The organism is Candidatus Nitrosopumilus sp., assembly GCF_965223225.1.
In the GTDB taxonomy this organism is placed as follows: Archaea; Thermoproteota; Nitrososphaeria; order Nitrososphaerales; family Nitrosopumilaceae; genus Nitrosopumilus.
This window is the reverse complement of sequence record NZ_CBDCVU010000004.1, coordinates 1,122,625-1,144,252: the sequence shown is the minus strand read 5'-3', so window position 1 is coordinate 1,144,252 and position 21,628 is coordinate 1,122,625. Positions and strand designations below refer to the sequence as shown.

Here is a 21,628-nt window from a genome sequence, read left to right as displayed (position 1 = left end):
GAAATAGTGCAGTGTATTACGTCCTGAAAGGATCTCATTTGCTATGTGTCATATTGTAACTCTGAAATTTATTATAAAATAATACTTGAATTTTCTAATATTCCAATTGTTTATCTATTGAGGCAAAATTGTATTTTAAAAAATTATGGCATGAAACATTTTGATGATCCAAAAAATATTTTGAATATGGTTATGCCAGTTACAAATCTCTAAACGAAAATGTTGAAGTGATACATTAGACAAAAACAATAAGAAAAAACTATTTTTTATATTTTGGTGTTATTCAAACCACACAATTTTTATCTTGAATTGTTTTTCTAACAATGGGATCTATGGTTATGATACACTCATTCCATAAAAAGAGCATGCCAAAACCGCAACTCTGATTACTTCTTTTTATAACGACTTCATTTTAAAATCATCTGTTAACTAGAAATTAGACAAAATCATGACGCGGATCTATTTTTAATGGGTCCCATCTTAAATTTAGCAATCGCATATTTTGTTAATTATCAACGCGAAGTATTTGATGAATATCTTTTATCATCATCCCATTTTTGTTTCTGTCCCACTCTTTGTGGTATTCTAAACAGAAATACGTATAACAATAATGCAATTACACTAGAGAGAACAGCGATAAACAAAATAATGTAAAGAATCGGATCAATTATTATCATGTTATGTGTTAGCTGATTTCCTATTAAAGATAAGCTGTAATTTATCAATCAAAAAAAAAAAAATACCTTCGATTATTTTTTGAATCTATGAAATTTTTTTCTTTAAAATACACTCAAAGGTTTATTGACCCCTGTACTTTTCATGAATTATTGGTTGAAAATGACAATCCTGAAAAAATTATTGCAGATTTTAAAGTCTTAATTTTACATATGGACATAAACACTCCTAACGAGATTAATAACAAACTTGCTGATATCACTAAGCGCGTACGAAAATTATATGTTGCTGGTAGAGACGACTGAAATTACGTTGTAACTTATTTTTGTATTTTTGAGTCAGATACGATGAAACAACTGTATGTTTTACAGTCTATGTATTAAAGGTCTAATTCTATGGACTATTCTCTGCAGATTGGACTCTATCTCATCTGATGGACTTTTGTCTATCTGATTGAGAACTCCCATGAAATCATTCAGTATTTCATCTTTTGTTGCCTTTTCCATGCGTCTTTAATGCATTCCTAGTCTAAAAAGATCGTGGTACAATCATAGTTATTCTTTTTATTCTACTTGTTTAAACCATTTTTTTATCTATTTTGATACGTAAAATGGTATTTTTATTTAAATACACAAATCATAGTCTATGATAAACTTAATATGTGAAAATTAATACCGTATACAGATTGAAACCATACTGAATCTATGAACGATTTGTATGAACGATTTGTTCACGAGTCTTTTAAGCAAAAACTTTCATCATATGTCATGGAAAATACAAATAATCAAAATCAATCTTGGGAAGAGTTAAGGGGTTTGTCTTGGTTGTTCTTTGATGAATAACTTTGACCCTCTGATCTTTTTCTACAAAAAAATTTTTTCAAATTGTATGATGTTGTATTGCTTTTTTGTTTGATTTGTTTTTTTTAATTTTCAAAATTAAAAACCTAATAGATAATGTTCTGTAGCTATTAACATGAAAATAACTGAAATAGAAATAGACGATAGCCAAACAGGTTACTATTGGATTCAAATCTATGTTAAGAACAAAAAACAAGCCGTTTCTCTAAAGCATCAGATATTCAATGATCAAGAAATACGACAAAGACTGGAAAAAACAATTTCACAAAGTCAAAATATTATTGCAAATTCCTCAAATAAAATGGAAATGTCAGTACATAATTTTCTAATTGACAAATTACTTTACATTCTTGAGGGAAACAACAAAGATGAAAAGTCATTTCCTTCCTAAAAAATGGCGTTTATGATGTACTAGTTTTTTATTTTTTTTCTAAATTTTTTAATCAAACATACTTTTCATTTTATTCGTCACAATATTGTCTTTTTCTGTTTCCTCTTCTAAACACTGTTCCTTTGTGACAATCACATTGACATGATTCATCATTGCAAAAACCCATTTTGTTTTCTATCATATCTTATACTTGATCTTTATCGTATTTCAAATGTTCTATTCTTTATTGATCATTTGTTTGATTTTACATCATATAATTTAGAAAATTTTAATTTTATTTTTTTGCTTGTTATTTTTTTGATGATTTGTGATTCTAAGTTTCATCTTTATTTTAATTGCAAAATAATTTTGAAATTTAGGTTTATTCTAGTTTATTTTAAGACAATTCCTATATCCATCAGGTTTGTGTGCGTAAAACCTGTGATTATATTTGATTTTTGTTTTTGAAAGAATCTTCCAGAATCACTATTTTTTAAAAATTCTTTCATTACTGTAGGTTCTACTCTTATGTTCTCTGTAATTGCTCCTGCAAAAACTGAATTACCATCAATTCCATCTGTCCCCATTGATGCAAAGGCCATCTTTTCGAGTTTCTGTGTATTTTTTAGTAGTCGTAAAACCAATTCTTGGTTTCTTCCACCGGTTCCTTTTCCGAGAACTCTCACCGTTGGTTCGCCACCAAAAATAAGACAAGACTTTGGTTCCTTTGGAATTTTGTCTAATATTTTTGTGACAACTTCTTTAATGTCTCCAAAAACCTGCAATGAATCTATGTTGTATCCTATTTCTTTTGCTTTTTCTTTCATTGCATTGATGCAGTTTACATTATTTGCAATTACATAATTTTCTACCTTTGGTTTTGTTGTTCTCTTGTTGTCTTGTGTACTTCCTTCTTCTTTTTTCAATCCTTTTTCTAGAACTTGCAAAACCTCAATTGGAACTTTTCTCTTTAGCTTGTATTTTTCTAAAACATCAATTGCATCTGAGTATGTTGTATCATCTGTATGGGTAACACCTGATGCAATTGTTGAAATGTCATCTCCTTCAACATCTGACATTATAAGACCGATGCCGTGACATTTCATTTGCTGTACTAATTTTCCTCCCTTTATCTTTGATAGGTGCTTTCTGACGCAATTGAACTCTTTGATGGATGCACCTGACTTTAACAGCAAATCTGTAACGTGAATTTTATCGTCCAATGTTATTCCATCAGGTATTGCAATGAGTGCTGATCCTCCTCCTGAAACAAGAAAGATTACAAGATCATTGTTACGCCTGTTTTGAACAAATTTCATCACCTCTTTTGCTGCCTTGACACTTGTCTTGTCTGGTTTGGGATGCCTTGAGTTGAATATCTGGAATTTTTTTCCCTTTATTTGTGACTTTGAGCCTTTTGGAATAACAATAATCCCACTCTTTACTGGAATTATGGCATTTAGTGCTCTTGTCATCGAGTCTCCTGCTTTCCCAAACGCTACAGAATAAACCCCAGAATAATCATCGATCTTGATTGTTTTTTTACCAATTGTAATTTTACTTGGAGTTATGTGTTCAGACAAAATGTTCTCAGGATTTGCAGCTTGTAATCCTGACTCTAAAATCTCCAAACAATCTTTTTTCTTCTTTGAATTTGCCAATTCTTCAAAGTTTTCAATGATCATACAAACCCCTGGCAATGGAAGATATAATAATAATCAATACTCCCTCTGATTCATGCACACAGTACGCATTCCAAAAGTTATCAATTTTGGAGAAGACGCACTTGGTCAAACAGAGTATCCAAAAAATGCCCTAATTGTCACTACAGTTCCTCCGGCACTTTCTGACAAATGGATTGCAAAAATGGGCATACAAGATTACATGCTGTATGATCAAGTAAAACCTGAACCATCAATAGATGATGTCAATGCTGTTATTTCACAATACAAAGACAAAGATCCTTCTGTCCTAATTGGATTGGGAGGTGGAAGCTCAATGGATGTGGTAAAATATGCTGCACCTGAGATGAAAAAAGAAAAAATCTTGATTCCAACAACCTTTGGAACCGGAGCTGAAATGACAACTTATTGTGTTCTAAAATTTGATGGCAAAAAGAAATTGTTACGTGAAGACAGATTCTTAGCTGACATGGCTGTAGTTGATTCATACTTTATGGATGGAACTCCACAACAAGTCATCAACAACTCTGTTTGTGATGCATGTGCTCAAGCTACTGAAGGCTATGATAGCAAACTAGGTAATGACTTGACAAGAACTCTATGTAAACAAGCATTTGAGATTCTCTATGATGCAATTATGAATGACAAACCAGAAAACTATCCATACGGATCAATGTTGTCTGGAATGGGATTTGGAAATTGCTCAACTACTCTAGGACATGCTTTGTCCTATGTGTTCTCAAATGAAGGTGTACCTCATGGATATTCTCTTTCATCATGTACCACTGTAGCACATAAGCATAACAAATCAATCTTCTATGATCGATTCAAAGAGGCAATGGAAAAACTCGGATTTGACAAACTAGAACTCAAAGCCGATGTTTCTGAAGCAGCCGATGTTGTCATGACTGACAAAGGTCATTTGGATCCAAATCCAATACCAATCTCAAAAGAAGATGTTGTAAAATGTCTTGAGGACATCAAAGCAGGTAATTTGTAAAAAATTCAACAATTTTTTACTTTTTTTCTATTTTCTTGAAAAAGTACGAATTTGGTCATCGCATAAACTTTTTTATGCTAATACTTCTTCCTAGTTGTAATTGACTGAAAATAAATTAAAATTCGGAATTCAAAATGGATTAAATGTTGCAAGAGCAGGATACACTGAAGATCAAATTTTAACTGCCTGCATGCTTGCTGATAAGACCGGCTATGATTCTATCTTCTACATGGATCATACCAACGTCCCACAGTGGAAAAATGCAATTGTGTTAGACCCATGGGTTATGTTGTCTGCAATTGCTGCTGTTACTAACAATGTTGAACTTGGTACATGTGTTACTGACGCAATCCGTCGACATCCTTCCAATATTGCCTTGGCTGCAATCACCTTGGATAGAATTTCCAAAGGTAGGGCCATCTTGGGAATTGGAGCAGGTGAAGCGCAAAACCTAAAGGAATTTTGTATTCCATTTGAAAAACCCGTTTCTAAATGGGAAGAACAAATTGAAACAATTCACACTTTGTACAAATCTACTCCTGATAATACTGTGGATTATGAGGGAAAATATTACAAACTAGAAGGAGCATGTTTACAAGCTCCTCCAATTAGAAAACCAAGACCCCCTACATACATGGCCTCTGGTGGTACACGTACTCTTGCATTAACTGGTAAACTTGGAGATGGCTGGCTTCCAATCGGTTACACTCCTGAGTTGTTTGAAGATCATGCAGCGCAAATCAAAAAATCAATGGATGAAAATAACAGAACTCAAGAAGAAAAAGATAACTTCCAATATGCATTGGATATTGATGTCTACTTTTCTGAAGATGCAGAAGAGTCTTGGGCAAAAATGAAAGAAGCAGTAAAGGTTAGTCTGTTCAAACCTGAAATTCTTAGAGTTCACGGGCTAAAAGAAATCGAAGGATTTGACTTTAGAAAGTACTTTACAGAATATTCAATGTCCAACCAAGATTGGATTGTAAAAATGAGAGAAGCTGCAACAAAGATTCCTGAACCTGTTGCCCGTTCTTCCACTGCTGTTGGTACTCCTGATGATATCATCCCGACCTTTGAGAGATTCATGGATGCTGGTGTAAACCACTTTGTCATTAGATTCTGGGGTAAGAATTACTTTGGTTCTATTGACAAGTTTGCAAGTCATGTAATGCCTGCATTACGTGAAAAGGCAAAGCAATAAACTACCAAATCCTCTCATGCCCAAAATTATTCATTGTGGCAATCTTCTGGTGATCTATGATGGATGATGATCTTCCAGAAACTGTAAAAAAATGTCTTGACATTTTAGATGAAAATGTTGAGATTCTAGCCAATCTTGAAGAATCGCTAGATGACGAACAGGAAGATGAACTTACTCCTTACATGCAGCTGCATGAGCTTTATGATATGGCAGAAGACGTTTCAGAAAAATCAAAGATTAGACATGCTGAATCTAATTTCATGAAACGCCAAGCCGAAGATTCTTTCTAATAATAACAATCGTAATCGAGAATTATGATTTGTGTGGTCTTTTGCCTTTTGATTTGGTAAATGCTTTTGCCCTTCTCTTGTTTTTCTGCTTTTCTAATCTTTTTCTTGTTCTCTCTGTAGATTTTGTGGCGCCTTGAATAACTTTGGTCTTGCTGCCGTCCCTTAACATTATCTCCTTTCCCTTATACCTGAATTCCACGTCTCTACATTTTATATAGTATTTTTTGAGACAGAAAAATATCCTATTATTTGTCCCATGCATTTCTTTAATTTCTCTTGATTTTTTTAGTTCGCTGAGAATGTTTCGAAGCAATCCCTTGTCAATATCTGTAATTCTATGCAATTCTCTAAACCAGATGAATTTTGATTCAGATCCCCATTCCTCTAAAACTCTCAAAACTTGATTTATCTCCTCTTCATATTCTTCCTCGAATTCATCCATATGCCTGCTGCCTTGTCTCCTCTATTTTAGTAATTTTCATTAATGAAAACTTTGGATGAAAAAAGTCAAGTTTTAGAACACTTCTTATTTTTGGTTATTTCTGTAATGAATTATCATGAAATCCGATAAGAAAAATGAATGTACTGAGCTAGCATGCAGAATTCTTGAAATTAAAGAATTGGCAAAAGAACTTGATAAGGAAAACTAATTTCTTGATTTTGTGTGCCTAGCATATTGTTTTTGTAATTTGTAGTGTCATCTAGATGCCAAATTCAGCTTGTGTGCTCTGGATTTATTAAATAATTTGATATAGGTTGCTTGTTGCAACTAGTAGGAATCTTACAAATACGATCATATGATAAAATCAAAGAATTTCTAAATGAGGAACATGTTGGACGAATCTCTAGCATCGACAAGAATGGGTTTCCTCAGATAATTCCAATGAACTTTGTTTTTCTAAATGATGCAATTTACATGCATTCTCATGTAAAGGGAGAAAAATTAGAAAACATTTCTAGAAACTCCAAAGTTGGATTTGAGGCAGATAGGGAGCTTGAATTTCTTCCCTCATACTTTGAGGATCCACATAATGCATCTCTTGCAGACACTTTGTACATCAGCGTAGTTATCAAGGGAATTGGCTCTTTTGTTTCAGATAGAGAAGAGAAAACCCTTGCACTAAACGGATTGATGGAAAAATACCAGCCAGAAGGCCACTATGATCCTCTTACACCTGATATGCGTGTATTGGATGCAGTATCAATAATCAAGGTTGTTCCCCACACACTACATGGAAAATACAAGATTGGCCAGCACATGAATCCTGAGGATAGAATCAAACTTGCTCAAAAGATTCTAAAAAGAAATTCTCCTACCGCACTGAAAACTCTCAAAACCATGGGGTTTGATGTAGTTGATGACAAATTAGAAATGGTTGGTCAACCAATTTGGTAAGCCTAGTTTGATTTTTGTATTTGATTATGCCTGTTCAGGAATTGTATGTATTGTTACAGTATGTGTGATATTTTGTAGATGGCGTATCTTCTCTAGTACTTGCTCTATTGATTCAATACTGTCATATTCTAACTTGCAAACAAAATCGTAAATGCCATATGTTCCTTGTACCTCATTGCACAATTCCTTTAGATTTGAGATTGTCTGTTTTTCGTATCCCATGTCGCAATTGACTAAAATGAATGCAGTTGCCATAAGTAATATTCCTAATTTTCAGTATTAAGGTTAGCTGTTGCGTAATTTCTTTGAGTTACTATTTGAGATTTTCTAACTTGTTAGTCAGAGATCAGCTAAGGTAACAGGAACATGGAACACGATGAGACCAATTCCACTAGCATGACAAAAGAAATTCTAGATAAAATGGCAGCATTGATAACTGCAGCTTTTAGTCTGGTCGCAGCTCTTACATGGAATGATGCAATAAAGGCAATTTTCAGTCAAGTTTTTGGACCATCTAACACAGTGGGGCCCATGCTGGCTTATGCTCTTATTGTTACTGTTCTTGCTGTGATTCTGACAATAGTGGTTACTCGAGCAGCCTATGCGGCAAAATCAATTGGGCGACAAAAGACATTTGCATGTAAACTATGTGACTATGAGTTTATCGTTGAATCCAAAGTTCTTGAACACATGTTCAAAGAACATGCTGCAAGTCAAGACAAATTCCTCATTAAATAGTTATTTTGTTTTATTGTTGGCATGGTTTGCAATTGATGTATTTTTTCTTACCAAAGTCTTTTATTCTGACCTGAGATTTCATTTTAATGAAAAACTCTCAAAAACTAATGTTGACTTCAATGATCCTGACTGGTTTATTCATGACTGCAATGCCTTTTGCATCTGCTGAGGAAATAACTGTTAGTCTTCCTGAGGGCTCTGGAGTTCCTGGATGTGAGAACACAAACGAATGTTATATTCCATTTGAAGTGACTGTACATCCCGGTGATACTGTAGTGTGGAGCAATGATGATGTTGCAGCACACACTGTAACAAGTGGGGTCCCACCTACTCCTGATGGAACTTTTGACAGTGGCATTTTCATGGCAGGAACAACCTTTTCGCATACATTTGACACTCTTGGTCAATATGACTACTACTGTATTGTTCATCCATGGATGATAGGAACAGTCCTGGTCACTGTTGGTGGTGGTGTAGAAAAAGACTTGGGAACAATAACAATTGGAAATACCATCGAAGCAGGTGGTAGTGCTGATTCTGTTGATAATCTCGTTGCAGATATTGTGACGAGTGCTGGAAATGTAGGTGAAGAGATTACTATTGATGTAACCGTAACAGACGTTGACGGTAATCCTGCTCAACATCTCACATACAATATTCAGGCAGTTCAAGGAACCATGGTATTGCTAAATGACGATGGGCATATGCATGATGGAACAATCACTAATACACACACAACTAGTGCTTTAACTGTGGCCGCATCAGATGACACTCCTGTTACAGTAACAATTAGTGCTGTCGGATTTGGACATGGAGAAGAATATCGAGAAGTCTTTGGTCAAATAGCAACAACAAAGGTAGTTCCAGAATTCGGTACTATTGCAATGATGGTGTTGTTAGTGTCCATTGTAGCCATTGTAGCAATCACTGCAAAATCAAAAATGATGATGCCAAGAATCTAAGACAATTCTCTTTTTTATTTTCTTTTTATTTACTACAAAATTCTTTTTGTATGGTTAAGTTTTCTAAATTAAAATTTGAAAATGAATGATTTGTATGAACAAATTCTACGTTTTTGTTATATGTAAAAGGCTCTATTATACAGTATGCAATGGTGCGATAGTTTATTGTTTTTCTGGCACTAAACTTCTAGAATTAATGTGTCCATCTGTGCTTTCAAGTCGTCATTTGCACCATTGCATTTTCTAACTCTGAATCTTGTTTTGAATTGATTGATTCTTGCAATTGCTTTAATTTTGTTTAAAAAAACTCTTTAGAAATAAACAAGTATCAAAATTCCTCAAAGCCATATTTTTATTTCTCAAAGACAACCATTTACTGATAGGAAATCATGTAATTCCAAACTCTGCATTATTGAGCTACATCATGTAGAGATTTGCTGTCAATGGATAGCAAAGTGGTTTTGATTACTATCACTTGTGTTTTTATCCCTAGTGACCTGTATCTGGAATTTTAGGCCGATTATGTTTTTCAACTAGTTTTTTGATTTCAAGGTTTTCATTGAGGTCTTGCTCTATTACGTCAGCATATCTTTTTGGCAACCATTTTTTTTCATGCTCTATCAAGGCGATGTTTCTGTCAATTTCTGTAAACTTGTCTCTAAGATCTCCATAGTTTTTTTCTAACCTTTTTTCTATTGGGACAAACTGCTTGTTCTCTCGAAGAAACGCCAAGAGTTCTTCTGCTTTTTTGTCCATCCATCTCATAATCTCTTGGGCATCCATTTGTTTTGGAGTAAAATAGAATTCTTCTAACTTTGATAATGGAATCTCTGTATTTTCTGTAGTTTTTGATTTGCATTCATTGCATATTGATGTCAGGTATTCAGATTCTTCTTTAAAATGCAGTACAAACCATACGTACATCTCTTCTTTGTTTTCAAAATACTGCTCTTCAAGATATTCTTGCTTGTTTACAAATCCAACATCTAATCTTTCAATATCTTCTTGTGAACAAACACTGCATTTGTTTCCTAATCTCTCAATTAGCAGTTTCTTCCAGTTCACTATGTTCTACAAGAATGTGTGTTTAATTAGTTTAATTTGATATTTTATGTTTGATGATAGCAAAAACTGATGATTTTACAAAAATAAAGAAAATTCGTTTGTCTATTTTTCACAAAGAATTGGGATTATCTGAAAATGATATCTTTGACAATGATGATGCTTTTTTAGATCAATTTCTAATTCTGGATGGAAAAATCCCTGTTGGAACCTTTCGATTACGATCTGTTGGAAACTCACACAAAATTGAACGAATGGGTATTTTGTATGAATACCGCTCACAAGGATTGGGGAAATCTTCTCTGACTGAAATAAAATCTCTTTCTAAAAAATCTGGTAAGAAGCAAATTATTTTAGATTCAATTTATGCTGTAAAGGATTTTTATACAAAGTCTGGATTTGTCACAACCGGCAACATTTACTGCAAAGTTGGGATTCCCCATATCAAAATGGTATTTGATCTTGATTGAAAAAAATCAATTAAGTTTATGCCTAGAATAAAACACGTGCTTTTATACTAATTTTTTTATGCATAGTAAATACAATAATGAATTCAGATAATATGACTCTCCAAAGGAGTCACTAATCTGTAGGAGAATGACGCCCTCTCCTACAGAGTCACAAAACTCTTACGATGAATATCCTCCTATTTCTAAAATGGTGTTTTAGATAACATCTGAGATTATAATTAGCTTAAAAAAAGAAGAATTTATGAGAAAAATTGTTGTATACATTGCATCAAGTTTGGATGGCTATGTTGCAAGAGAAAATGGTGATGTTGACTGGCTACCAGAGACTTCTGAATCAGGTTATGATGCATTTTACAAGTCTGTTGACACTGTAATTATGGGTAAAACTACGTATGAGCAAGTTTTGATTTTTGGGTCATATACTTACAAGAACAAAAAATCATTTGTTTTTAGTAGAACTAACCGAAATAACGATGAAAATGTAGAATTTGTTTCTGATATTGCAAAATTTGTCGATGATGATTTTCCTGGTGCTGGTGAGAATATTTGGTTAGTTGGAGGCCCACAAATTATTACATCTTTTCTAAAACAAGAGGCTATAGATGAAATCATCATAACTGTCATTCCTGTTCTTTTAGGTAAGGGAATCCCACTTTTCAAAAATGGTGAGAAAGAAACAAAACTTGAACTAATTAAAACTGAGAAATTTGGTCAATTAGTTGATTTGCATTACAAAGTTTTGAAGTAAGATTTGTTATTTTATCTAATTTCATACTTTCAAAGCTCCACGAATTTTAGTTAGATGCCGTGATCTAATATTGTTTTCATTTCATTTTATTTTAATGCTCATTTCATTAGTCCAAAATTTTTAGAAAAATCTAAAATTGTATTGTCAAAACAGGGCTAAGCCAATATTTGTAAAATGAAGATTGGTCTGTGAGCCAAGAACTTATCCAATAGTGGTTCAAGCCTTATGGGATCCAATACAAAATATTCGAAGTACTTATGAACATCATAATAAAAAATCATGATTATGAGAATGGTTTGGGTAGTAACCCCATTAATTTTGATGGGGATTGTTGGAATTGAGCAATCTTTTTCTGAAGAATTGTGGTTTGATACACACTTTGAATTTTTCAATGAACAAAACCAAGAAGATAGAAAATTCCGTTTGGGTGAGACTGTTTACGTTGTTGGGTCTTCTTCATTTTACAAGGAAGAAACTGATGAACACTCCCTTCTCCTGATTCAGAATTTTATGTAACAATTAAAAATCCAAAAAACACTATAATTCATGCGGACACTTATTTTTCTGACAGTCAAGGAAAATTCGAATTTTCCTTTCCCATTCCTAATGATTATCCTATAGGTGAATACCTAGTTGAGATGAAGGTGGACAAAAGAAAACATCTTGACTTGTCCTTTTTTGTAGGACACATGGAAAGTGACGCTGTAAAAATTGAGGAAGACTTTGACCTTTGGATGGAGGACTCTGAAGTTGTGTCTACTTTACGTACCAATGTTATGGGGGTTTTGTGCTCTGATAATCTATAAAAATCAACAGACAGAAAATCTGTATTTCTTGATCCATATGATGAACGTATTTTAGAGGTGCATTCTGTAAATCTCAAAGCACATTTTACAGATCCTAACGGAAATGAATTTCTGACTATCTATAATGCTGAAAAAGAATCTTGCACTAATTTTACTGTCAGTACTCCTAATACCGATGTTTCAGGAGTCTGGTCTGTTTATGTCACAGTATTATGGATGGAAGATGAAACATTGTATGAAACCACTAGTAATCAAATTTCATTTCAAGTAAAAGAACCCATATTTCGGGGAACAATTGAAAAAATCTCTGTTCCCAAAGCATGGCACAATGTGTATACCCAAGACTGGAGTGCTGATGGAAAATCAATATTGATGACATATTATCAGACAGTAGATGCAGATTCTATTCTGCCTCGAATCGCAGTAATGTCTACTGATAATTTCGATATTGTTACATTAGATATTCCAATGCTTTTGGAGACTGATGAGCAAATAGGTTTGGCAAAATTTTCTCCTGATGGGAAATTCATTCATTTTGTAGCTGATGATGGCAATTTGTTTCGATATGATCTTGGCACATCAGAGACATTAAAGTTGACGCATTTTTCTGAGTGGATTCATTTTGATTATTATCACTATTATGAAAAAGAACCTGAAATGTATTCTATAGTAATATCATTAGATAGGGAATCATATTATGATGATCCATCTGAGCAGGGTTTCATATTGTTGGATATTGGAAATGGAGAAGAAAACAGCGTAGAAAATACACATGAATTGATTTCTGGCGATGAATTACATCGTTTTGATATCAGTCCTGATGGAAAAAAGATTCTATTCCACAAGACTATTGAGTCTAGCTATGGATGGGCAGATAGGGTTTTGGCATATTATACTCCAGAAGGTAATGTGGTAGAAATTCCAAATAACCAATTAAATTGTGGATCTCCTTCCAAGTGGGCTCCTAATGGAGAAATGATTATTTTCAATGTGTCTTCTTGTGGACGTGGAGCACTTGGTTCCACATTGCATCTGATAAGCATTGATGGGGCATATCATGAATTGGTTTTGCCTTATGATAACAACAACCCTGATTCATTTGTTATCAGTCCTGATGGGACATCTTTGTTTTATCTAAAGCATCCTGACTTTGAGATGATGACTCTGGCAAAACCTATTCCAGAATTTGAAACAATCACAATGATGATAATGATGCTTTCTGTATTGCCGATAATTTTGTTAAGAAAACAGATGATGTTCAAATGAAAACTAGATACACTGTTTTGATTATCTGCATTGCTGTTTTTGTTGTCTCTAGTATCATGATAACTGCATATGCATATCCTGAATTATTCGGCTTGACAAGACCTTATTCTAAAATTGGTGAATATGACGGTACGGTTTCAGAAATTGCATTAATGATTAACGAACAATGCTCAAACAAAAATCAATTTGGTGATTACCCGTTTGTCAAAACATCAAACGGTTATTACTATATTGATAATGTCATCTGTGAACGAATCAATGTGCAGCAAGGTGGATGTCTAGAACCATTTAGCATAGGATACCCTGATGAAACTTGCAAGAATCGTGTAACATTTGATTATCCTTACGGTGAGACTGGACCATATTTTAGCAAGGAATTTTGCAGTAAAATAAAATCATGGGGACATGCAGCTACTGATACTGTAGAAAACAAACGAATGATCTCTGAATGGCTTCACATATGTACAATTCGGGGTTTGGCAGATGACAAATCAGAACCAGAAATAACCACTAGTTATGATAAAAATGAACAGAAAGTTGATTGGTCTGAAATTACTTTAATGAAGCCAAACAGTGCAAGGCATTTCTATTATCCAAACCCTGAACAAACTGAAAACCGTGACGTCTTTCAGATGTTTTCTCTGATTAGATTACCTGAACATCTTGGTGGTGATGCAGATGACATCTCTGCATTTAGAGCATACAGTGGCGTCACTTTGACTACCGATCATTGTGTAGTAAAGTATTGGCCTGACCCAGGTCGGCATAGAATGGAAGATCCTTGCTGGGGTTCCATGTACAGAGTCATTGACGGTTTGATGATTACAAATCCTGATTTGATAATGAACACCAGTCCTGTTGCTTTACCATATCTTGAACTGTCTATGGATGAGTGTGGATCCTTGTTTGTAGAACCGCCAACCTTTACCAGGGAAGCAAATGGTGCAATCGGTACTGGCAGATTCATCTCTTCTCAGGAAATTGATCATGGCTCCCAAATCATGATTGACGGATATGAAAAATCACACCCAAACCATCCAAAAGTTCCCTTACGATTTGCTGGAAATTATCTAACTGAACTTCATGCTTATGGCAATGATGTGAATGTAAGATATGCTGATTTGAAATCTTTGAGCAGTCCTTACATTGACTTGTGGATTGATAACGTTTCGTCAGCAGATCAGCAATACTTTATGAATTTTAAATCACCAAATTCAGAATTTTGGCAACTTGGTGATGTTGTGTTTAAGATATCTGGACATGCTTTGGATCCAAACAATGCTCAATCAAAATACCCTCAAGAGTACAGAATCGAATTCATCTTAGATGGATTCATGTTTTTAATTGTGGGCACTGATGATAAGTTACTAAAAAAAGCAATTATCTTAAACTATTTCCCAGAACATTCCTATGATGATATGTTTTTGATTTCTACTACTGTTGGAAAATGAAAACTAGAATTCATGTCAAATGCGTCCATTTTTGACCGCAAAAAGGTATGTGAATCTCCGTGAGCCAATACTCGGTAAACAGTATTTGGCGTGCAAGCCAATTTTCTACTTCATTTTAGGCGTAATTCGTACTTTCAAAGTTCTTATTTTACACATTACTTTTAGACTGCTTGCATTTTTCTAATTTTTAATGATCTGATATTATGAACCCATTTTGGTTATTTTATGAAAACAGTCTTTACTTGTAATTAGTAATTCTCAAACGTTAGCTATAAGTTCAGTTTTTGAGAATTTTACTTATTGACAGTTTCTGCCAAATTTGAATTAGTATCTGAATTTGCCCCGACTGGCGATCAACCACAGGCAATTGATGCTCTAGTCAAAGGCGTAACTAACAAAAAAGTTCAAACCCTGATTGGCGTAACAGGCAGTGGAAAGACTTTCTCAATTGCAAACGTAATTGCCAGAACCGGAAAAAACACTCTGGTGATTTCTCATAACAAAACTCTTGCAGCACAGCTATATTCTGAACTCAAACAATTTTTCCCAAAAAACAATGTTGGATATTTCGTATCTTATTATGACTATTATCAGCCTGAAAGCTATCTTCCTCAAACAGACACGTATATTGAAAAAGATACTCAGATAAACGAGAAAATTGAAAAACTCCGATTAGAGGCAACTGCAATGCTTCTCTCAGGAGAGCCTACAATTATCGTCTCTACTGTTTCTTGCATCTACTCTTTGGGAAATCCACAAGATTGGGAGGATCTTGCAATAACTATCAGCGAAGGTGATGAAATAAAGCGAAATGAAATGATCCACAAATTTGTTGACGCAAGATATGAGAGAAACGACACCGAAGTTGCTCCTGGAAATTTTCGAGTAAAGGGAGATACAATTAGCATTACCCCTGCATATTCAGAAGATTTGGTGCGAATTTCTCTTTTTGGCGATGAGGTTGAAAAAATCAGTCTAGTTGATCATGTATCTCTAAAAGAAAAAAGAAAAATCTCACAAATCAAGATCTTTCCTGCAAAGCACTATCTTATTGCAAAAGATGTAAGAGAAAAAGCAATCAAATCAATAAGATCAGAATTAAAGAAACGATTGCCTGAGCTAAACGAGCTAGAAAAACAGAGACTTGAGATGAGAACAAACTATGATCTAGAAATGATTGAAGAGCTTGGTTATTGCTCTGGAATTGAAAATTATTCAAGACACTTTGATGGCAGACAACCCGGACAAAAGGCATTTTGTCTTATGGATTTTTTTGGAGATGATTATTTGTTAGTCATTGATGAATCTCATGTTACTTTGCCGCAACTTCATGGAATGTACAAGGGAGATCATTCCAGAAAAAAGGAACTTGTAACATATGGATTTAGACTGCCAAGTGCATATGATAATAGACCGCTAAAGTTTGAAGAATTTGAAGATTACATACAAAACACTATCTTTGTTTCAGCCACTCCTGCTGAATATGAAAAGAAAACTTCTTCTCAAATTGCAGAGCAGCTAGTAAGACCTACTGGATTGTTAGACCCTCAAGTGGATGTGAGGCCCACTACAAATCAAATGGATGACCTTATTGAAGAAATCAACAAGCGTGCTGAAAAATCTGAAAGGGTTTTGGTGACTACTCTGACAAAAAGGATGGCCGAAGACCTAGCTGAATATCTATCCAAGAAAAATGTCCGGGTAAGGTACATGCATTCAGAGATTGAAGGGCTCCAAAGAACAGAGCTCATCAGGCAGCTGCGATTAGGAGAGTTTGATGTTCTTGTGGGAATAAACCTGCTTCGAGAGGGACTTGACATCCCTGAGGTCTCTTTGGTTGCCATACTTGACGCTGACAAGGAAGGCTTTCTGAGAAATGTTACAAGTCTCATTCAGACTTGTGGGCGTGCTGCAAGAAATGAAAACGGAACTGTGATAATGTATGCTGACACTGTCACTCAATCAATGAAAAACGCAATTGGAGAAACAAAACGACGTAGGGAAAAACAGATTCAATACAACAAAGAAAATAAAATTACTCCAAAAACAATCACAAAATCAATTCCTGAACAGGTGACTTCTCTAGATGACTCTAAACTAAAGTCTTCTCATGATCTTACTACTGACATTATTGATTTGGAGGCTCAGATGAAAAAATACTCTGAGGATTTGGATTTTGAGCGAGCAATTGAGTGCAGAGATAGGATAAAAAGACTAGAAAAGGAGATTCAAGCAAAAGATGACAGAAAATAAATTAAAAATTCGTGGTGCACGACATCATAATCTTAAAAATTTGGATATTGACATACCAAAAAACAACCTGGTTGTAATTAGCGGGTTGTCTGGATCTGGCAAGTCTACTTTGGCTTTTGATACAATCTATGCAGAAGGACAGCGAAGATATGTTGAATCCCTTTCTGCCTATGCGCGCCAATTCTTAGAAATGATGGACAAGCCTGATGTTGATTCCATTGAAGGATTGTCCCCTGCAATTTCTATACAACAAAAGACAACAAGCAAGAATCCTCGTTCCACTGTTGGAACTACAACTGAAATCTATGATTACATGAGATTATTGTTTGCAAGAATTGGTATTCCCTATTGTACTAATTGTGGACGAAAAATCTCTACCCAATCAGTTGAGAACATCTGTGATTCTGTCCTCAAGGATTTCAAAGGGGAAAAAATAATGGTTTTGGCCCCTATTGTTCAGAGAAAAAAGGGGACCTATGAGAAACTTTTTGAGCAGATAAAAAAGGATGGATACTCTAGAATCCGCCTAAACGGAGAAATTTTGAGCCTAGATGAAGAAATTCCTCCTCTTGACAGGCAAAAATGGCACAATATTGAGATTGTAGTTGACAGAATTGTTTCTGAAAAATCAGAGCGCTCAAGGCTCTTTGAGGCAATTCAGACTGCAATTAATGCATCAAAAGGCGATGTGATGATTACTTTTGAAAAAACTGAGAAAATTTTCTCTCAAAATAACGCATGTCCTTATTGTGGATTAACTGTTGGTGATTTGGAACCTAGAACTTTTTCATTTAACTCTCCATTTGGAATGTGTAAAACTTGTAATGGACTGGGAGTCAAGATGGAATTTGATCCTGACCTTGTTATTCCAGACAAGACAAAATCTATTCTTGATGGTGCTATTGTTCCATGGAGTAGAAGGTTTTCATCGTTTAGACGACAAGCACTAAGGGCAGTAGGAAAAAAGTTTGGATTTGACTTGATGACTCCTATTGAAAAAATAAAACCCAAGCATCTGAAAATAATTCTTTATGGCACTGATGATCTTATTGATTTTCAATACCGCTCAAAATCTGGGGATTCATCTTGGCAATACACTGATGCATTTGAAGGTGTTCTTGCAAATTTGCAACGTGTGTTTATGGAAACTGATTCTGAATCAAAACGAGAATGGTTAAAACAATTCATGAGAGACACCCCGTGCAATGCATGTAATGGAAAAAAACTCAAACCTGAATCACTTGCAGTCAAAATCAATGATAGAGGAATAATGGATGTCTGTGACATGTCAATTGACGCATGCTATGATTTTTTTTCCAATTTGAAACTAACAGAAAATGAACAATACATTGCAAAAGATGTACTCAAAGAAATCAAAGAGCGTCTAGAATTTTTGATGAATGTGGGATTGAACTATCTTACGTTAAATCGTTCAAGCTCAACTCTTTCTGGTGGAGAATCTCAACGAATCAGGTTAGCAACACAAATTGGTTCTAATCTAACTGGTGTCTTGTATGTGCTTGATGAGCCAACCATTGGCTTGCATCAACGAGACAACGAGAGACTCATTAAAACGCTAACAAAACTACGAAATTTGGGAAATACCGTAATTGTAGTGGAGCATGACGAAGAAGTAATACGAAATTCAGATTGGATTTTGGATTTGGGTCCAGGAGCTGGAGTTCATGGAGGAAACGTTGTCTTTGAAGGTACAGTTGATCAAATCCTTGATGGTCACAAATCAGTTACAGGTGATTATCTCAAAGATAATTCTTTGATTGTACTTGAAGATAAAGTTCGTAATCCTTCTGGCTCTCTTATCATAAAAAAGGCATCTGAAAATAATCTCAAAGAGATCGATGTTGAAATTCCTTTGGGGCTATTTGTCTCTGTTACTGGAGTTTCTGGTTCTGGAAAATCTACTTTGATTAATGATATTTTACTCCAAGCACTCCAAAACCATTTTTACAAATCAAACACAAGACCTGGAAAACACAAAGAAATCATTGGAATAAAAAACATAGACAAAGTCATAGCAATTGATCAATCGCCTATTGGCCGTACACCTAGATCAAACCCTGCAACATACATTGGTGCATTTACTCCTATTAGGGAATTGTATGCAAACACTCCTCTATCAAAAGAACGTGGGTATGCACCTGGACAATTCTCATTTAATGTTGCAGATGGCAGATGTTTTGCATGCGATGGTGATGGTGTAAAACAAATTGAAATGCAGTTTCTATCTGATGTTTATGTAAAATGCGATGAGTGCAAGGGAAAAAGATACAACTCTGAAACGTTGTCTGTTCTTTACAAGGGAAAAAACATCTCTGACATTCTGGATATGACTGTCTATGAAGCCTTGAACTTTTTTGAAAACATTCCTTCCATAAAGCGCAAACTACAAACAATCTATGATGTTGGCTTGGGGTATATCAAACTAGGACAGTCTTCCACTACTCTTTCTGGTGGGGAAGCTCAAAGAGTGAAACTAGCATCAGAACTGTCAAAAAGAGGTACGGGAAAAACTCTCTATATTTTAGATGAGCCTACTACTGGTCTTCACTTTGCAGATGTGCAAAAACTTCTTGATGTGCTAAATCGACTTACAAACCTTGGAAACACTGTGGTGGTAATTGAACATAACATGGATGTCATAAAAAACTCTGACTGGATAATCGATTTGGGCCCTGAAGGAGGAGATGAAGGCGGTCAAATCGTGGCTGCAGGCACACCTCAAGAGGTATCTAAGACTCCTGGCAGTTATACTGGAAAATATCTGAAGAAGATACTGAAAAAATGACCTTCGATATTTCAAATATTCAGATTCCTACCAATCCTGGGATTTACTTGATGAAGGATAGTTCTGATAAAATTATCTATATTGGAAAGGCAAAAAACCTCAAAAACCGTGTTAGATCTTATTTTCTAAAAAATCAAAACTATAAAACTCAGAAATTAGTTGAAAATATTTCTGATATTGAATTTGTTTTAACTGATAATGAAAGCGAAGCTTTTCTTCTTGAATCTAACATGATCAAAAAATATCGTCCTCGATTTAACATTGAATTAAAAGATCAGCAAAGATACACATACCTTAGAGTATCTGATGAGAAATATCCTAGGCTACTTGTTGCAAGAAGAACCCGTGATGGAAAATTTTTAGGCAAAGGAAAAACTTTTGGTCCCTTTACGCAAGGAAGCTCCAAATTATTGACTATTGGGGCATTACGTAAGGCATTTCAAATTAGAATCTGTAAAACTCTTCCAAAAAAAGTGTGTCTTGAATATCATTTGGGAAATTGCGAAGGACCTTGTGAATTCAAAGATGCGCAAGAAAGATATCCAAAACATGTTGCAGCACTTGAAGATGTACTAAAAGGAAAAAACCAGACCAAAGTTTTTGTAAAAAAACTCGAAGAAGAAATGCATCAGGCAGCTGCACTTCAACAATTTGAGCGTGCAAAAGATATTCGTGATACCTTGATTAGACTGGGCAGTCTGCAAACAAAACAAAAAATGGAATACGTTGAAAATTCTGATGAGGAATATTTTGGAATTGGAATTCAAGAACAAACTGCAGTAGTGATGAACTTTAGGATGATCAATGGCGTGATTAGGGACAGTGACAAATTCTTTTTTGATTTGGTTGGGGATAATTCCTTTACAAACTTTCTATACCAGTATTATTCGACACACAAGATTCCAAAATTCATTTTAGTCAGTGAATTGCCTGAAAACAAAAAACTCTTGGAATCATTACTATCTGAGCAAGCTGGCTTTGCAGTAAAAATCCAGATTCCTACACGTGGAAAGAAAAAAGACATCATTAACTTAATTTTAAAGAATATTGAGTTGGTTCACTCAAAAGGCGGTGATCCTGGTCTGGTAGAACTAAAAGAACTCCTTGGCCTTCCTGCTATTCCTAATATCATTGAATGCTTTGACATATCAAATCATGGTGCTGACTTTGCAGTGGGCTCAATGTCCAGATTTGTGGGTGGAAAGCCTCAAAAATCAGGCTATAGGAAATTCCGAATCAAAACCGTTACTGGACGTGATGACTTTGCCATGATTGGCGAGGTCATCAAAAGACGGTACTATCGATTGTTGGAGAGCAAGTCTGAATTGCCAAACCTAATTGTTATTGATGGCGGAAAAGGGCAATTGAGTGCTGCTCTTCGATCCTTGCAATCTCTTGGCTTGAAACTTTCTTGCATATCTTTAGCTAAAGAAAATGAAGAAGTCTATGTTTCAAACAGAAAAAATCCTGTTGTCATTCCAAAACACAAACCATCATTGAAAATTTTACAACATGCAAGAGATGAAACCCATAGGTTTGGTGTTGCATACAACAGAACAATAAGAAAAAACCAAATAAAATAAGAAAAAAGG

The 21,628-nt window shown here is 34.8% G+C and carries 20 protein-coding genes; 16 read left to right on the top strand and 4 right to left on the bottom strand.

What is annotated here, in order from left to right; translation table 11 throughout:
• Nucleotides 1–1,650 precede the first annotated feature (1,650 nt).
• A complete protein-coding gene (locus tag ACOQN3_RS07330; RefSeq protein ID WP_420545825.1) occupies nucleotides 1,651–1,926 on the top strand; it encodes a hypothetical protein in 276 nt (91 codons plus the stop codon).
• Nucleotides 1,927–2,297: 371 nt separating this feature from the next.
• On the opposite strand, the gene ACOQN3_RS07325 is transcribed toward ACOQN3_RS07330, so the two are convergent.
• The gene (locus ACOQN3_RS07325; RefSeq protein ID WP_420545824.1) at nucleotides 2,298–3,590 is read right to left on the bottom strand and encodes a glycerate kinase type-2 family protein; all 1,293 of its coding nucleotides are present in this window, start codon (nucleotides 3,588–3,590) and stop codon (nucleotides 2,298–2,300) included.
• A gap of 52 nt (nucleotides 3,591–3,642) precedes the next feature.
• On the opposite strand from ACOQN3_RS07325, the gene ACOQN3_RS07320 reads away from it, so the two are divergent.
• From ACOQN3_RS07320 to ACOQN3_RS07310, 3 genes are all read left to right on the top strand, one after another.
• Complete coding sequence (locus ACOQN3_RS07320; protein ID WP_420545823.1) at nucleotides 3,643–4,587, top strand: iron-containing alcohol dehydrogenase; 945 nt, start codon at nucleotides 3,643–3,645, stop codon at nucleotides 4,585–4,587.
• A gap of 100 nt (nucleotides 4,588–4,687) precedes the next feature.
• Entirely contained in the window at nucleotides 4,688–5,788 is a 1,101-nt protein-coding gene (locus ACOQN3_RS07315; protein ID WP_420545822.1) for an LLM class flavin-dependent oxidoreductase, read from the top strand.
• A 59-nt stretch (nucleotides 5,789–5,847) separates the two neighbouring features.
• Nucleotides 5,848–6,078, top strand: a complete 231-nt coding sequence (locus tag ACOQN3_RS07310) for a hypothetical protein (protein ID WP_420545821.1) — start codon at nucleotides 5,848–5,850, stop codon at nucleotides 6,076–6,078.
• Between the two features lie 22 nt (nucleotides 6,079–6,100).
• Here the strand turns inward: ACOQN3_RS07310 and ACOQN3_RS07305 are convergent, their stop codons facing one another.
• Nucleotides 6,101–6,520, bottom strand: coding sequence for a hypothetical protein (locus tag ACOQN3_RS07305; protein WP_420545820.1), 420 nt, complete (start codon nucleotides 6,518–6,520; stop codon nucleotides 6,101–6,103).
• A 321-nt stretch (nucleotides 6,521–6,841) separates the two neighbouring features.
• Here ACOQN3_RS07305 and ACOQN3_RS07300 point away from each other — a divergent pair, with 321 nt between their 5' ends.
• Nucleotides 6,842–7,474: a pyridoxamine 5'-phosphate oxidase family protein gene (locus ACOQN3_RS07300; protein ID WP_420545819.1), complete on the top strand. Its 633-nt coding sequence runs from the start codon at nucleotides 6,842–6,844 to the stop codon at nucleotides 7,472–7,474.
• A gap of 24 nt (nucleotides 7,475–7,498) precedes the next feature.
• Here ACOQN3_RS07300 and ACOQN3_RS07295 read toward each other — a convergent pair whose 3' ends face one another.
• Nucleotides 7,499–7,729 carry an Lrp/AsnC family transcriptional regulator gene (locus ACOQN3_RS07295; protein ID WP_420545818.1) on the bottom strand — a complete coding sequence of 77 codons (231 nt, stop codon included), beginning with the start codon at nucleotides 7,727–7,729 and terminating at the stop codon, nucleotides 7,499–7,501.
• Nucleotides 7,730–7,840: 111 nt separating this feature from the next.
• On the opposite strand from ACOQN3_RS07295, the gene ACOQN3_RS07290 reads away from it, so the two are divergent.
• Together ACOQN3_RS07290 and ACOQN3_RS07285 are read left to right on the top strand one after the other, a co-directional pair.
• Nucleotides 7,841–8,212: a DUF5654 family protein gene (locus ACOQN3_RS07290; protein ID WP_420545817.1), complete on the top strand. Its 372-nt coding sequence runs from the start codon at nucleotides 7,841–7,843 to the stop codon at nucleotides 8,210–8,212.
• An 86-nt stretch (nucleotides 8,213–8,298) separates the two neighbouring features.
• Nucleotides 8,299–9,174, top strand: coding sequence for a PEFG-CTERM sorting domain-containing protein (locus tag ACOQN3_RS07285; protein ID WP_420545816.1), 876 nt, complete (start codon nucleotides 8,299–8,301; stop codon nucleotides 9,172–9,174).
• A 489-nt stretch (nucleotides 9,175–9,663) separates the two neighbouring features.
• Here the strand turns inward: ACOQN3_RS07285 and ACOQN3_RS07280 are convergent, their stop codons facing one another.
• Complete coding sequence (locus ACOQN3_RS07280; protein WP_420545815.1) at nucleotides 9,664–10,239, bottom strand: hypothetical protein; 576 nt, start codon at nucleotides 10,237–10,239, stop codon at nucleotides 9,664–9,666.
• 53 nt (nucleotides 10,240–10,292) lie between these two features.
• Between ACOQN3_RS07280 and ACOQN3_RS07275 the strand changes: the two genes are divergently transcribed.
• The 9 genes from ACOQN3_RS07275 (at nucleotide 10,293) to uvrC (ending at nucleotide 21,619) form a co-directional block, all read left to right on the top strand.
• Entirely contained in the window at nucleotides 10,293–10,706 is a 414-nt protein-coding gene (locus ACOQN3_RS07275) for a GNAT family N-acetyltransferase (protein WP_420546612.1), read from the top strand.
• A gap of 241 nt (nucleotides 10,707–10,947) precedes the next feature.
• The gene (locus ACOQN3_RS07270; protein WP_420545814.1) at nucleotides 10,948–11,454 is read left to right on the top strand and encodes a dihydrofolate reductase family protein; all 507 of its coding nucleotides are present in this window, start codon (nucleotides 10,948–10,950) and stop codon (nucleotides 11,452–11,454) included.
• Between the two features lie 291 nt (nucleotides 11,455–11,745).
• Nucleotides 11,746–11,970: a hypothetical protein gene (locus ACOQN3_RS07265; protein WP_420545813.1), complete on the top strand. Its 225-nt coding sequence runs from the start codon at nucleotides 11,746–11,748 to the stop codon at nucleotides 11,968–11,970.
• Nucleotides 11,971–12,092: 122 nt separating this feature from the next.
• On the top strand, nucleotides 12,093–12,260 hold the full coding sequence (locus tag ACOQN3_RS07260; RefSeq protein ID WP_420545812.1) for a hypothetical protein: 168 nt from the start codon (nucleotides 12,093–12,095) through the stop codon (nucleotides 12,258–12,260).
• Nucleotides 12,261–12,317: 57 nt separating this feature from the next.
• Nucleotides 12,318–13,526, top strand: a complete 1,209-nt coding sequence (locus ACOQN3_RS07255; protein WP_420545811.1) for a hypothetical protein — start codon at nucleotides 12,318–12,320, stop codon at nucleotides 13,524–13,526.
• The gene (locus ACOQN3_RS07250; protein WP_420545810.1) at nucleotides 13,523–14,977 is read left to right on the top strand and encodes a hypothetical protein; all 1,455 of its coding nucleotides are present in this window, start codon (nucleotides 13,523–13,525) and stop codon (nucleotides 14,975–14,977) included. Before ACOQN3_RS07255 ends, ACOQN3_RS07250 begins: the two co-directional genes overlap by 4 nt.
• 300 nt (nucleotides 14,978–15,277) lie before the next feature.
• The gene (uvrB, locus tag ACOQN3_RS07245; protein ID WP_420545809.1) at nucleotides 15,278–17,230 is read left to right on the top strand and encodes an excinuclease ABC subunit UvrB; all 1,953 of its coding nucleotides are present in this window, start codon (nucleotides 15,278–15,280) and stop codon (nucleotides 17,228–17,230) included.
• Complete coding sequence (gene uvrA / locus ACOQN3_RS07240) at nucleotides 17,217–20,036, top strand: excinuclease ABC subunit UvrA (protein ID WP_420545808.1); 2,820 nt, start codon at nucleotides 17,217–17,219, stop codon at nucleotides 20,034–20,036. The genes uvrB and uvrA overlap by 14 nt, the downstream gene beginning before the upstream one ends.
• Nucleotides 20,033–21,619 carry an excinuclease ABC subunit UvrC gene (uvrC, locus tag ACOQN3_RS07235; protein ID WP_420545807.1) on the top strand — a complete coding sequence of 529 codons (1,587 nt, stop codon included), beginning with the start codon at nucleotides 20,033–20,035 and terminating at the stop codon, nucleotides 21,617–21,619. Before uvrA ends, uvrC begins: the two co-directional genes overlap by 4 nt.
• Nucleotides 21,620–21,628 lie beyond the last annotated feature (9 nt).